The organism is Candidatus Nitrospira allomarina (assembly GCF_032050975.1).
Classification (GTDB): Bacteria; Nitrospirota; Nitrospiria; order Nitrospirales; family UBA8639; genus Nitrospira_E; species Nitrospira_E allomarina.
In genome coordinates, this window is the sequence record NZ_CP116967.1 from 975214 (window position 1) to 988561 (window position 13348).

Sequence of the window (13348 nt, forward strand, 5' to 3'; positions counted from 1 at the left end):
GGTCCTGGTTGATCGATACCTGAGTTACTTAGCTTTTTGGGGGCCCCTTCTTTCTGATCCCCGAAGAACTGATCCATACCCCGACAATACCAATCAGCAACGGAACAAGCCCGATATTGATAAATTTTACCCAACGCTCCACACTCTCAATGTTTTTGCCAAGTTCATGCTGCACGCCACGCAGCTCCTTGCGAACCTGAAGCAATTCCTTTCGGAATTGTCCCATGGCCTCCTGCTGTTCATCACTCAGGATCATGGCATTTCCCTCAGGCTTTTGACTCTGCAGTTCCTGAATTTTACGTTCCGTCCCCTTGAGCTGTTCCTGGAGCACTTGCTCCTTTTGCCGGAAGCGCTGCTCCGCCTCCTGTTGCAACATTCGCAAAAGCGTGAATGGCCGGGAATATCCCGCCCGGCTTCTCACACTGATAAGATCATTGCTTCCCGTCAGATTATCCAAGGCGTTTGTCACAAACGTGCCATTGCCAGAATTGGGAATGCCTATCCGTTGGCCAAAGAAGTTTTGGACTTGAACCCAAAACCGGTCCTGCAAGATATCCGTATCGGCCACCACAATCACATTGATGGAACCTTTTGATTCTGTGAGGTGATCTTTGGTCTGGGTCTCGGCTTCTGAAGGCATATCCGGATTCTCACTGGTATTCCCCGCCGCTTTAGGCTTTCCCTCAGGAAATGCCGTTTTCACGGTTCCCGTTACCCTGGCGGCCACAATAAATTTTTCTCCTTCAGGCCGATAACTGTTGAGTAAGCCGCTGACATCAGGCATGACTGATAAACGTGAGGCCTCAATCTGCATGGCGGCTTCATCCGATTGGATGAGCGGTTCGACCGTGGTCCCCGTCTCCCCCTTCTTTTGAATGATGCCTGCTGATGCCACCGTGATCGACGGCACTTGAGCCGTGACAATATCCTTGTCGCTGAAATGTTCCTGGCGGAAATCAATCCAGACTGGATAATCTACCACCTGTAGACGGTTTTGCTGTTGGACTTGCACCTTTTTGGCCAACGGCAAATCTCCCAACACTTGCCCTTTCACCAACTCCAAACCCCAGGCGGCAAATAACGTAGGCATATCCGAATTCCGGGGGCCGCCGCCGCCCATCGGGTTCATGGGGTTTCCTCCTCCGCTATCGGATTCCGCAAGAGGATCCACAAAAATCATGGCATGCCCGCCTCTCAACACATATTGATCGATTGCATAGAGAGTGGCCTCACTCAGAGACTTAGGATGCACAATCATTAAGACACTAATCTCCTCAGGGATAGCCGTGGCCGTCGTTTCAATTTTTTTCACTTCGAACATTTGTTCGATATGAGAAAGAATAAGCCAGGGTTGGCTTCCTCCCTGCGGTGCCATAAACGACATCCCCCCGTTCCCATCAATGGGCAAAGTGCTCAGCAGGCCAAGAACTTTTTTCTTGGGATTGGCCAACGTGTGAACCATCTTGGTCAAGTCATACTCCAAAAACTCTTCCCGCTCTGGTTGAAAAAAAGGAATCACTTCCAGCTCATCCGTCGAACTGGTCCCGGCCAATCCAAAATAAAATTGGGTGCTCCCACCATCCAGGGGGATACCCTGCAGACCAAACGCGACTGCTCGGTCCTCTTCTTCTGAAAACGGTTCAGGGTCTATCACCTCCAAGTACAGTTGGTCTCCCGCGACTTGGGCATATTCCTCCAACATCTCTTGAACGCGTGTTGCGTAACTTTTAATGCCCGGCAAGCCGGTTGCCAAGGCTTTGGAGAGATAAAACCGCAGTGTAATGGGTTCCTTCAAACTCTCAAGAACATTCTTGGTGCCTTCAGACAAGGTATACAGGCCATGTTCTGTCAGATCGAATCGTGCAGAACTGAACGCGGCATTACTCACCATGTTGAAGACGCCGAACAGAACGGCGGCCAGGATGAGACCGCTTCCCGTGAGTACTTTTTTATTCATCATCACTCCTCACTTGCAAAGTTTCACACCGGATCCTTTAAACCGTCCTCTTACGATTCGGCCTTTTTGATATCAATGACCGTGGCCGTCGCAAACAACCAAAAGGCAATCAGCGAAAGAAAAAAGAAAATATCGCGCAAATCCAGGACACCTTTGCTGATCGATTGGAAATGCGTCAAAAAGCTAAAAGAGCTGATGGCACTCAGAAGAAATTGTGGCGCCCACCCGCTGAATAATTCCAAAACGAGTGGAAACCCACTCAAGATGAACCCCAAAGAAATGACCACGCTGATCACAAAGGCGATCACCTGATTTTTGGTGAGAGCGGAGATGCAGGAGCCGATAGCTAAAAATCCCCCGGCCATCAGCAGACTGCCGAGGTAGCTGGCAAGGATAACACCATTATCAGGATCGCCCAGTACATTCACCGTGAGCCACATGGGAAAGGTCAGAGCCAAGGCGATTCCCGTGAAACACCATGCGGCCAGAAATTTCCCTGCGACCGCCTCCCACATGGTGACGGGCAGAGTCAGCAGCAGCTCAATCGTCCCGGAACGACGCTCTTCCGCCCATAAGCGCATTGCCAACGCAGGGATTAACACCAGATAGAGCCATGGATGAAAATCAAAAAACGGCACCAGGTCAGCCTGGCCGCGCGCAAAGTAATTTCCCAGATAGAACGTGAAGGCCCCACTGAGTAACAAAAATATGACAATGAACACCGCCGCAATCGGCGTGGCAAAATAGCCAGCCAATTCCCGTTGAAAAATCACTCGAATTCGTCCCACAATTCCTCCTTCACTCTCGGAAATGTCTTTCAGCTACCCTCTTTTAATACCATTGGGCTCTTCGAAACGCATTAGGATGAGATCACGTTCGTTCAAGGACGTACTGCCGAAAGAGCCTCCGGCCGACAGATTTCGTCCCTTCTGAACCAGGCTCTATTACGAAATCGTCTGCTTGGGAGTCGTCAACAAACGAAAGACCTCATCCAATTGCCCCCGGTCGGGATAGAGTTCCCTCACTTCCCACCCCTGTGCTCGCGCGCAATGTCCAATATCCGGGAGGATCCACTGTCCGTCATTCGGATAAATACGAAATTGCACTAAGTCACCGTCCCGGCCCAACTCTTCAATCTTTTTGACCCCTTTCACCGTCATCAGGTGATGATGTAAGACCATGGGATCCACGCCGGCTATCGTGCCGAGGACCGTATGGTGAGTAGGAGATTTTCCTTCCAATTCCGCAGGTGTGCCATCAAACACCACTTTCCCCTTCGCAATGATCATTGCGCGCGTACAGAGTGCATGGACTTCTTCCAAGATATGCGTTGAGAGAATAATGGCCTTCTCTTTCGCCATGGCCCGAATCAGCGTTCGAACCTCATGCTTTTGATTGGGATCCAATCCATCGGTCGGTTCATCTAAAATCAAAATTTCCGGGTCATGAAGGATCGCCTGAGCCAGTCCCACGCGGCGCTTAAACCCTTTCGACAAGGTTTCAATCGATTGGTTCAACACCGATTGCAAATTTACCTTCTCGACCGTTTCCGAAACCGTTCGCTTTAGCGTCTCTCCACGATATCCTCGCATCTCCCCAATAAACGTAAGAAACGAGGCTGGAGTCATATCCTGATAGGCCGGAGCTCCCTCTGGCAGATACCCTATACGCTTTTTGGCATCGATGGGTTGAACGTCAATATTATGCCCACAAATATGCACTGCGCCGCTGGTCGGCGTGAGAAAACCTGTGATCATTTTCATGGTTGTGGATTTACCTGCTCCGTTCGGCCCTAAGAACCCGAGCACTTCTCCTTTTCCTACGGTAAACGACACACCATCCACTGCGACAATCGGCCCAAATGTTTTTCGCAAGTTTTCAATTTTAACCATGATTTCCATGCTACCCTCTTTATCTCAATAATTTCATGAAGTGATCTGTGGGACCTGCTGTGCTCTCGCTTTTTGATTTTTTCAACCCCCTCTAAAATCAATGGAGATACAATGGGGGCAACTCTTTTACATGTTTGTGAGATTCCGGTGGCTTGGCTGTTATGGCCGGCTTGACTGTTTCCCAAAACTGCCGCCCATCCCAGTTCTGTTTTTCTGCCGAGGTCGTGTATAAGGTCCGGTCAAGGTTCCAAATGGCCGCAGAAATTGCTGCCGGATCAGGAACCGGGTGACTCAACAGACGTTCCACTGACTTCAGGCTTCGACAGGGACGCCCTGCTTCCTTGAGGGAAGCCCATTGTAATAGTGCGGCTCGCGTTTTTTCCGCTGACTGTTCGAAACAAGCAGCCTTCACTCCTTGAATGGCATTTCGTTCCGATTGGAATTTCCCATCATTCCTTTTTGCCATATCTTGACCTCGTCCCTTCCGTTTTTGGCGATCCCTCCACCAGGCCACCAGGGTCACCAACCACAACGTGAAACATCCCCCTGTTATCCACGGCCATGGTAACGGCCTGTCACTATCAGAGGTGCCGAATTGGGCATCCCTCTGCTGACGATCACTCTCTGTTGAAGAAACAGGCAGGTCCGGAACGGACGTGGTAGTCTGTCCTGAGGAGACAGGTTGACGCGTGCCGAGAATCGTCAGAACCTTAGCAGGGAGAGTGGCCTCTTCCCACTGGCCAGTCACAATGTTCCACCAGGGAACATGAATCGCGGGCAACGTCACTGTCCCCGGCTGTGTGGGCACGAACACATATTTTTCCTCCCTGGACCCCACAATCCATTTCCCGTCAAAATCTGTCTGGGTTTTTGCCTTGTCGGGATAGATCTTCACAATGGGTTGTGGGGGCACGGTCACTTCAGGCAATTGTTCTCCCCGCTGACCAATCGCACGCATCACGATCGTGCGAGTGGGAGAATCCCCTATCTGAAGTGTATCGGTATCACCAGACCATGTTTCTGTGAGAGTGAGATTTTTCGCCGGCAGCCAAAATCGCCCATTCAAATCTGATGGAAAGTTTTTGACGTTGATCGCAATTTTCGGACTTCGCCTGTGAATCGAGCGTGAAGTTTTGAAAGGATCACGCCCCAGACTCCCGGGTCGATTGCCAAATAATTCCTCAAAGAGCGTTCCACGGGTTCGGCCTTCCTGCACGGTTCCGGAAAAGAGGATCGGAGGAATGACCTGCCTCCCGCTTTGTTGTGGTGTGATCACATAACGTCGTTCGGTGATATGATATCGTCGTCCGTTTCGAGTCGACTCGTACGAGACGTCCTTGCCCACGCGTTCAACAATTCCCCAATCCATTTCGGGTTCATCTAAACGGCCTTCCTGCACGGAAATGGCGCTGACTAACCTCAGCGTCAGAAGGACTTGCCCTTGTAAATAGGAAACATGTGAGTCCACATCGGCTTCGAGAAAAATGTCCTGGCTTTCGTTGGCCTCTCTAGTGTGATTCGGCTCATTGACCTCCAGTTGAATGGGGCTGGTCTGATGAGCGCCCACAGGGATAGGAGGAATGATCACTGTTCCTGTTCGCTTTGGCGCAAGGGTCGCAATCCATCGGACCAATGAAGTGGTTTGCATATTGATGATCGAAGTTTGTTGACTTTGGGTCGTGCCCAATACATCGAAGTCTGCGTCTAAGATCTGCCACTCGGGGGATTCACCCGAAGACGTCTGATCCGTCTCCACGATAAGCTGGAAGGTCTCATCTGCCATGACGGGATTCCGATCCACATAGGCCCTGACTGATTGGGCCGAAACAGGGATATCAAGCCCCATAAATCCAAGGCAGAACACCATCACCCATATCCATCTTAAAATTTTCACCAGCGCTTTCCTTGAGGAATCGTGGACCTTCCAGCCTCTACACGGCGTTGATGCTCCAAAAGGAACTTTCGGCGTAACAATCCTCCGGGATCATCAGGGATACGCCGAAGCCATTGCTGGAGGACCTGTTCAGACTTCTCTATTTCCGGTGAGTGGGCACCGTCCCCCGCAGAAGATACCTCTGAATGTTCTGCCTGATCTTCCGACTTTTCTTCCATTGTAGTTGGTGCGGACAGCGGCTTCTTAGATTGTTCGGCTTTTAAAGGGTCCAGCCCTTGCGCCTTTCTCTCAATATTTTCTTCAGAAGATTTCTGATCTTCATTCGACTGCTTAGAGGTCCTGACAGAATCTGAAACGGACCCGGCTTCTTCTTGTTTCTCTTTTTGAGAGTCAACTGTGTTCGAATCGGATTGTTTATGCGTTGGGTCTGAAGGATTCTCTGATTTTTCTCCTTCACCTCCTGCCTCATTCTCATTATCGTTCTGTTTGGCAGAGGAGCCATCCGATTGTTGGGGTGATTCTCCTGTCTGTTCCGCAGATGATGATTTATCCAAGAGTTGTTTGATGATTTCTAGATTATGTTTGGCGTCCGCATGGTCCGGCTGCTGAGTGAGGGCTGTTTGATACGAGGCCAGGGCTTCTTCATAGCGACCGAGATTAGCCAAGGCATTACCTCGATTATAATGACCCTCCGGCGTATCCACTATGGAAAAGGCTTCTTCTGCTTCCTGATATTTCCCTGACCGATAATGGGCTATGCCCTTCCAGCCGGGGTCTTGAAACAAGGCTGCCGCTTCTTCCGGAGCATCACGCTCTAATGCCTGAATCCCCTGTTGATCGGGACGAACCCAGAGATTTTCCCAGGAAAAGGCCTCGCTGACCTGAGGAATAAGCAGGAAGGCCAGCAGCATGCCTAACCATCCCGGTCGAAATGCGGGCAACGCCAAAACCAGAAGCAGAAGGACGAGCCAGGGTCCTTCTTCTCGCCACAGGTCGGTTGCTCGCTGTTCAGATGTTGAAGAGGATAGCGCCCTCGTTGGCACAACGGAAGGAAAGACCCGATTGATATCCTGGTCGTCAGCCGTCACCGTGGCATAATGACCTCCTCCTACTCGAGCAATGTCTTGAAGAGACGGAATGTCCAATTTGGGAATAACCACCGTTCCGTCCTGATCTTTGAGGAATCCGCCTGTCTCCGGAATAGGAGCCCCATCGACCGTCCCAATACCAAGCACCGACACACGCACCCCTTGATGGTGTAACTCACCTACCACCTTTAATGTGGCAGGATCTCCCTCGCCGTCCGTCAGCAATAGCACATCTCCGCGCGCCTGCCCGACGTGCTGAAGGAGTTCATGGGCCTTCTGCAAGGCAAGATCGGTACGGCTACCTTGGAGCGGCATGAGTTCCGTCTCGAGAGATTGCACAAGGGTCACTATGGTGTTGGCATCATTGGTTAATGGCGAGACGACGAACGATTCACCGGCATAGACCACAAGAGCCGTTTGTCCTTCTTTCCGCGCCATAAGCATATCAAGAATCTTGTGTTTGGCTCGGGTCAACCGTGAAGGAGTCACATCCTGCGCATCCATTGAACGGGATAAATCCAAGACCATCACCAACGCCGATTCCGCCCGGAACACGGGCTGGGGTAATTGGGACCAGACCGGCCCGGCCAGTGCACAGACCGCCACAATCCAACCTGATCCGAGAAGCATAAGAGGGATGCGATGCCTAGCTCCCTCCGTTCCCACCAACAAATGCGGGAGTAGATGGGCATCACACACTGATTCCCATATCTGATCCGTTGTCCCCTTCCTGGCGACTAGTAGAAAGAGTCCGAATAATGGAAGTAATCCCCATAGCCATTCCGGTCGTAGAAAATGAAACATTTCCATCTTATCGTCCGGCTCCTGCTTGTGCGGAGATCGCTTCCGCTCTCCATCTCGATCGGAGAACCCAATTTCTATTCCAGATGAAAGACATGGCCATTGCACAGGAAAGGGCCAACGCGAATCCTAACGGCCATATATATAATTCGGTCGTCGGTCGAAACAGTTCCGTTTCCGTAGCCGCCGGTTCAAGACGATCTAATTCTTCATACACCCTCGTAAGTCCCTCGGTGTCTTTGGCACGCAAGTACAACCCTCCGGTACGTTGGGCAAGGTGGCGAAGGGTATCTTCATCCAAATCGCGAGAAGGATTCACCGTCTGTGTGCCGAAAAATGATTCAATCTCCATTCGATCCGCGCCAACTCCGATAGCATAGATTCGAATACCTTGTTCCTCAGCCAAGGCCGCCGCTTGTGTGGGCGAGACTTCCCCCGCGGTATTGGCCCCATCAGTTAATAGCACTAAAACCCGGCTTCCGGCGGGTTGTTCTCTGAGCCGTTTCACAGCAAGGCCGATCGCATCGCCAATGGCGGTTTCCTGTCCCGCCAAGCCGATTTCTGTTTCCGTCAACATGGCCTTGACGGTATCCCGATCGAATGTCAAAGGTGTCTGCACGTAGGCCTGGGAACCAAATACAATCAACCCTATACGATCGCCAGTTCGGCCAGCGATGAACTCCCCGGCTGCGGCTTTCACCACCTCCAAGCGGGTGACTTCCTGTCCTTTTACCGAAAAATCCGGAATCTTCATGCTGCCGGAGACATCGACTGCCAACATCAGATCACGTCCACTGGTTGGCAATCCTACAGGTTCGCCACTCCACTGTGGACGGGCAGCCGCAAGAACCAGAGCGGCCCAGATTAATATCCCAACCCAAAACAACGTTGAATGCCCTGAACGAGTCGGCCCAATCAGCTGGTTGGTCTGAAGGGCCATAATGTCGTCGAAATGCGGCACCTTCATAGCCCGGCCGGATGAATTGGAGACAGGGGTTGCCCAACGACGCACCATCCAGGGACACAGAAGAAGCGCCAATACCCATGGCCAGGCCAACGTCATCATGGCGTGCCCTTCCCTGTGGATGGAGTCACCTGCTGAATCCATTGTTCAACCAAGGGCACCAGTTCGGCGGCCGACACGGCCGACTGCTGTTGGTAGGGCCCTGAACTTAACAGATGGCCAACCCCGTCAGTGAATTGATTGGTTCGACCCGACCGGTCCAAAAACTGCAGCCAGGAGATTCCAACTAGCCCTGCGACCTCAGTTCGAGGGAAAGTAGCCATGGCATAGCGACGGATCATGACTGAAAGGCGTTGAATCAGCCATTGATCATCTCGATGGGTTTCATAGTGCTGTTTGATCGCATGCAGTTCATTCATCGCAAGGCGACACGTCTGTTTTCGACGTCGATTCCTCAGAATCCACAGGCACAGAATGACTCCCATCATGACCAAACCGAAGATGATCCACCAACCTGGAGCCGGAGGCCACAGAGAAATCGGAGGTGGCAGATGCACATCCCGGAGCTCTTGTAAGGGAGAACTTGCTGTCGGCATGTTAGCCCATTTCCGTCATGCCATACTGTGATGGGCGCTTCGGCGATGTCCAAGATCCTGTAACCCACCCCGCAATTGGAAAAGAATATCGTCGTGGGTTCCCAATGGAATGAATCCGATTCCACGGGTCAGGCACAGAGTCCGGACATCTTCATAACGTTCCCTAAAGCAGGCTGAATAGGATTGGATGATGTTGGCAGATCCTGTATTCAATATTCCCATGCGTGTGCCATCCGTCACAGGATATTGCCCGGCAGGGGGGGGCTCTTGTTCCAATTGGTCATACATAAAGATCGCCACCACATCCTGGTGTCCGCCCAATCGGATGAGAGTCTGTTTGGCTTGATGGTCCCAATCGCGAAAATCACTTAAGAGAAAAATGAGGCTTCCGGGCTTCGCGGTTGCCTGGACTCGATTTAAGGCCAACTGAAAAGGTGAGGTATTAGAAATCTGGCGCTCAATCATCTGTGACGCGTTGGCACTATCTTGAGCCAGGATATTGAGAAATTGTAGCACTCCGGTTCTTCCTCCCCTGGGTCGGAGTTCCACATGGTCCACATCTGAAAAAACCACTCCCCCAACCCGGTCTCCCCGCTCTTGCGATGCCCATCCCAGTAATGCCGCCGCATGGGCGGCAATGACCGACTTAAAGGCCACCTTGGTCCCGAATCGCATAGCCTTTCTATTATCCACTACGATGAAGACCGGTCGCTCCCGTTCTTCGCGAAAGACCTTGAGGTAGGGTTCATGAGTTCGCGCCATCACCCGCCAATCCATGAGGCGCACATCATCACCCGGTTGATACCGGCGAGATTCTTCAAAATCCATGCCTCTGCCTTTAAACGGAGATCGCTCTCCGCCAGCCAAAAGGGTATGAACCCGCTTCCTGGTTTTGATTCCCAATATCCCTGTCTGGTGACGCATGTTGATGAGATCGGCAAGCCGAATTTCTACACCCTGAAATCCTGTAGGACGGTTCTGCCTGGATTCTAATGGGGTTGTCTGTTTACGGAACGGCCACATGATTCAAAATTTCTGAGATCACCTGATCAGTCCTGATCCCCTCCGCTTCCGCTTCAAAGGTCAGTAAGACCCGGTGGCGCAACACATCATGGGCCACGGCTTGTATGTCTTCCGGGGAGACATAATCGCGTCCTTCCAGCCAGGCATGAGCTCTGGCACAACGCTCCATTCCAATGGTTGCCCGGGGGCTGGCTCCAAACCGGATCCATCGCTTCAGCATGGCGCTATACGGTCCAGGCTCACGCGTGGCCATGACTAATTGGACGATATATTCTTCTAGTGCTGGCGCGACATATAAATCCCACATCTGTCGTCGAGCCGCCACAATCACCTTTTGAGGAACGGGCGTGGGGGCTGTCGTTCCATCCCCAGAAATTGCCCTGGCTTGTCGACGAACAAGTTCGACAATTTTCCGCTCTCCTTCCACAGCAGGATATTGCACCCGGACATAGAGGAGGAAACGATCCAATTGCGCTTCAGGCAAAGGATACGTTCCTTCCTGCTCAATGGGATTTTGGGTGGCCATGACTAAAAACAACTCGGGCAAGGGATAACTTGTTCGCCCGATTGTCACTTGATGTTCTCCCATGGCCTCTAAGAGGGCGGCCTGAACCTTAGCGGGGGCCCGATTGATTTCATCGGCCAAGACAAGATTGTGAAAAATCGGTCCCGGTTGAAAGCGAAAAGAGCCGTCGTGAGGACGATAAATATCGGTCCCGGTAATATCAGCGGGGAGTAAATCCGGGGTAAACTGAATCCGGTGAAAATCAGCCTCAATCCCGGAGGCCAACGTTTTTATAGCGGTAGTTTTGGCTAAACCTGGCGCACCTTCCACAAGAAGGTGTCCATCAGCCAATAAGGCAATCAAAAGCCTGAGGGTAAGACCCTCTTGTCCAATCACCTGTTGATTCAAAAAGGCTCGAAGCCTTGCTATCTGCTCGTGTTCAGATCCAGACATCTGTCTTGATATGAACCCGGTGGGTTCCCATATTCAAAATATTACTGATTCCCCTTCTTCCATGGAAATGGGGCAATCTCAACTTGTTATGCTGCATATTCTGAGAGCCTCTTTTTTATAATAATTTACCATTTTTGAGAGTCAAGGGTTTTGGCGGAAAAATGGTCCCTACCCAAAGAACCTCCAAATCCATTTATCTTCTCAACGACCCCTTGAAAGTCAGATGGATGGGTTCGCGAGAGGAATGCCTTCCACCATACCCCCATGATGGAGTGCCGTGTGCAATGATAGGGATATGTTCAGGGAGAAAGACCCGTTATTTCAAATGTTTCATCCGGACGAATGGCACGTACCCCAAAGGCACATGCTCCAGCCGCTTTGCAGCCGTCATGCGTATTCATATGCAGGGGTAGCCGTGGATTTCTCCCATACAACACGTAATTCTGAGTTCACGAAAGTCTATTGAGGAGAAAAATACGGCGCAAATCCTTCAATGTAAGATTTCATTGGGTTGGAACTTCCCCACGCCCACGGCGTGCACATTCACAAGCGTCATCCCAGAAGAACTTTCGTCCACGGCTTGCCGCCAACCATCATACTTTTTTTCATTTACAAACTGGTGATGTCTTATATTTTCTTCCGGCAGTTTCATTATTCCTATGCAATCAATTTTATTGTGATCACTGTTCATTTCATATTGATTTGATTTAATATTTGGGGTTTTTCATTTTAAAAACAATCGCAACATTCTCCCTTTACCAGGATAGTTTTTTATCTGCCTCGCTCAACAGACCTCCCCCATTTTGCGCCACTTGCCCATTGTCGTATTTCAGTTTTACCATAAAGGCATAAACTCAATCCTCCCGTCAATCAATGCGGTGACCTATGCTGTATTGTACACCATACAGAAATCCTCCTCATCCCTTTCTAATGATAGGGCACAGACAAGTGCCGGACTGAACCGCATCTTTGGCCAAATTACCTGTTCACACGAAGTCGGTAAAACTCACAATTAAAACAGGAGGGACAGGAAGTAAAGGACAACGGAAGAGGTTTCCAACAAAGAGACCTGGGCTAGGTTTTTGTTCTGCACCCCTTGATTTCCAATCGTATCGAATAAAGAGGAGGGGATGATCATGAACCGTAAACTATGCGCCATTTACGTAATAGGAAGTGTATTTTTAGGAAGTACATTAGCCCTGGGAAATCCAGACATGTTGCCAAACCATCCAGGGTATCCCATGGGAGACGCGAAGTCTCCCGTGACGGGGCAATCGGTAGCTAATGACCCGGGACAAACTCAACCAAGCCGGGATGAATCACTCCAACAAGCTGCGGGATTTCATGATGCGCATGCCATGAATCCTGGAAAGGAAGAACGGCCGAATATTGTGTCGCCTGGAGCATTAAAATCCATGGACACAAAGAGTAATTCCACGAAGTAAGTGATACGTCCACAATGTGTCCCCGTACGATTGGGAACGCCAGGGGGTGTCAAAAGGAGGGAGCTAAAAACTCCCTCCTTTTCTTTCAGCAGGATTACTTTTGTCTGTCGCTCAAATGAATGTCCAAAGATCCACCAATTACCCCCTGGAGTTAGAACAAAGTATAGATGAAGGGGGCGACGGCTGAACCCTCACTCAGGATTATAAGACCGCCGAGTAATAAGAGCATGATGATGATGGGGGCAAGCCAGAACTTTTTTCGTTCCCGCATAAAGTCCCACAATTCCCCAAGAAAACCTGTCATCTGTTGTTCCTCCTTAGAAGGGTTTCAGCACATGGTCTGCGGCTCTGGCCTTTTTGACCACGCGATAGCTGTTGGCCTTGGGGTCATAGCCAAGTTGCAATGGTCGTTTGCCTAATAATCCCATGACAAATGCCATGGGAGTAAACATCCCAAAAAACAGTAGGCTTAAGATTATCCGGGAATTAATCCACCCTAATTTTTCCCCGATCTTCATCCATACTCGATGCATGGGCTTCAGACCTTTTGGAAAAATCAAACCCATTGCTCCAAAGGCCCCGGCGAAAAGACTTGCCCACACTCGAATACTTTCTCCATGAATGACCAATGGCCATACTGCTACTATTAAAAAGACTCCGCCCATTAACAGGCCGAACGAGCGAAGATCCTTGGTCGTTGGTTGATTAATCGTTGATATCATGTCGTTAT

At 50.7% G+C, this 13348-nt stretch carries 12 protein-coding genes; 1 reads left to right on the top strand and 11 read right to left on the bottom strand.

Translation table 11 applies throughout. The features are described from left to right. Nucleotides 1–28: 28 nt before the first annotated feature. The 9 genes from PP769_RS04185 to PP769_RS04225 all read right to left on the bottom strand — a co-directional run bounded on the left by PP769_RS04185 (nt 29) and on the right by PP769_RS04225 (nt 11173). Complete coding sequence (locus PP769_RS04185) at nt 29–1960, bottom strand: Gldg family protein (protein WP_312645559.1); 1932 nt, start codon at nt 1958–1960, stop codon at nt 29–31. A 47-nt stretch (nt 1961–2007) separates the two neighbouring features. Continuing rightward, entirely contained in the window at nt 2008–2745 is a 738-nt protein-coding gene (locus tag PP769_RS04190; protein WP_312645561.1) for an ABC transporter permease subunit, read from the bottom strand. Between the two features lie 156 nt (nt 2746–2901). Further along, on the bottom strand, nt 2902–3849 hold the full coding sequence (locus tag PP769_RS04195; protein ID WP_376753418.1) for an ABC transporter ATP-binding protein: 948 nt from the start codon (nt 3847–3849) through the stop codon (nt 2902–2904). A 97-nt stretch (nt 3850–3946) separates the two neighbouring features. Next, entirely contained in the window at nt 3947–5743 is a 1797-nt protein-coding gene (locus PP769_RS04200) for a BatD family protein (RefSeq protein ID WP_312645565.1), read from the bottom strand. Then, complete coding sequence (locus tag PP769_RS04205; protein ID WP_312645567.1) at nt 5740–7641, bottom strand: vWA domain-containing protein; 1902 nt, start codon at nt 7639–7641, stop codon at nt 5740–5742. Before PP769_RS04205 ends, PP769_RS04200 begins: the two co-directional genes overlap by 4 nt. 1 nt (nt 7642) lies before the next feature. Then, nucleotides 7643–8698, bottom strand: coding sequence for a vWA domain-containing protein (locus tag PP769_RS04210; protein WP_312645569.1), 1056 nt, complete (start codon nt 8696–8698; stop codon nt 7643–7645). Then, entirely contained in the window at nt 8695–9192 is a 498-nt protein-coding gene (locus PP769_RS04215; RefSeq protein WP_312645571.1) for a DUF4381 domain-containing protein, read from the bottom strand. The genes PP769_RS04210 and PP769_RS04215 overlap by 4 nt, the downstream gene beginning before the upstream one ends. Nucleotides 9193–9207: 15 nt before the next feature. Further along, nucleotides 9208–10215: a DUF58 domain-containing protein gene (locus PP769_RS04220; RefSeq protein ID WP_312645573.1), complete on the bottom strand. Its 1008-nt coding sequence runs from the start codon at nt 10213–10215 to the stop codon at nt 9208–9210. Continuing rightward, complete coding sequence (locus PP769_RS04225) at nt 10199–11173, bottom strand: AAA family ATPase (protein WP_312645575.1); 975 nt, start codon at nt 11171–11173, stop codon at nt 10199–10201. The genes PP769_RS04220 and PP769_RS04225 overlap by 17 nt, the downstream gene beginning before the upstream one ends. Before the next feature lie 1136 nt (nt 11174–12309). On the opposite strand from PP769_RS04225, the gene PP769_RS04230 reads away from it, so the two are divergent. After that, nucleotides 12310–12618 carry a hypothetical protein gene (locus PP769_RS04230; protein ID WP_312645577.1) on the top strand — a complete coding sequence of 103 codons (309 nt, stop codon included), beginning with the start codon at nt 12310–12312 and terminating at the stop codon, nt 12616–12618. 151 nt (nt 12619–12769) lie between these two features. Here PP769_RS04230 and PP769_RS04235 read toward each other — a convergent pair whose 3' ends face one another. Then, nucleotides 12770–12922, bottom strand: coding sequence for a DUF5989 family protein (locus tag PP769_RS04235; RefSeq protein ID WP_312645580.1), 153 nt, complete (start codon nt 12920–12922; stop codon nt 12770–12772). A 13-nt stretch (nt 12923–12935) separates the two neighbouring features. Then, complete coding sequence (locus tag PP769_RS04240) at nt 12936–13340, bottom strand: SxtJ family membrane protein (RefSeq protein WP_312645582.1); 405 nt, start codon at nt 13338–13340, stop codon at nt 12936–12938. Nucleotides 13341–13348: the final 8 nt, after the last annotated feature.

What these genes read in the sequence shown, in the direction of transcription:
- PP769_RS04205 (WP_312645567.1), bottom strand. Translation starts at nt 7,641, where the DNA reads ATGGAAATGTTTCATTTTCTACGACCGGAATGGCTATGGGGATTACTT.
- PP769_RS04225 (WP_312645575.1), bottom strand. Translation starts at nt 11,173, where the DNA reads ATGTCTGGATCTGAACACGAGCAGATAGCAAGGCTTCGAGCCTTTTTG.
- PP769_RS04230 (WP_312645577.1), top strand. Translation starts at nt 12,310, where the DNA reads ATGAACCGTAAACTATGCGCCATTTACGTAATAGGAAGTGTATTTTTA.
- PP769_RS04195 (WP_376753418.1), bottom strand. Translation starts at nt 3,849, where the DNA reads ATGGTTAAAATTGAAAACTTGCGAAAAACATTTGGGCCGATTGTCGCA.
- PP769_RS04185 (WP_312645559.1), bottom strand. Translation starts at nt 1,960, where the DNA reads ATGATGAATAAAAAAGTACTCACGGGAAGCGGTCTCATCCTGGCCGCC.
- PP769_RS04215 (WP_312645571.1), bottom strand. Translation starts at nt 9,192, where the DNA reads ATGCCGACAGCAAGTTCTCCCTTACAAGAGCTCCGGGATGTGCATCTG.
- PP769_RS04235 (WP_312645580.1), bottom strand. Translation starts at nt 12,922, where the DNA reads ATGACAGGTTTTCTTGGGGAATTGTGGGACTTTATGCGGGAACGAAAA.
- PP769_RS04220 (WP_312645573.1), bottom strand. Translation starts at nt 10,215, where the DNA reads ATGTGGCCGTTCCGTAAACAGACAACCCCATTAGAATCCAGGCAGAAC.
- PP769_RS04210 (WP_312645569.1), bottom strand. Translation starts at nt 8,698, where the DNA reads ATGATGACGTTGGCCTGGCCATGGGTATTGGCGCTTCTTCTGTGTCCC.
- PP769_RS04240 (WP_312645582.1), bottom strand. Translation starts at nt 13,340, where the DNA reads ATGATATCAACGATTAATCAACCAACGACCAAGGATCTTCGCTCGTTC.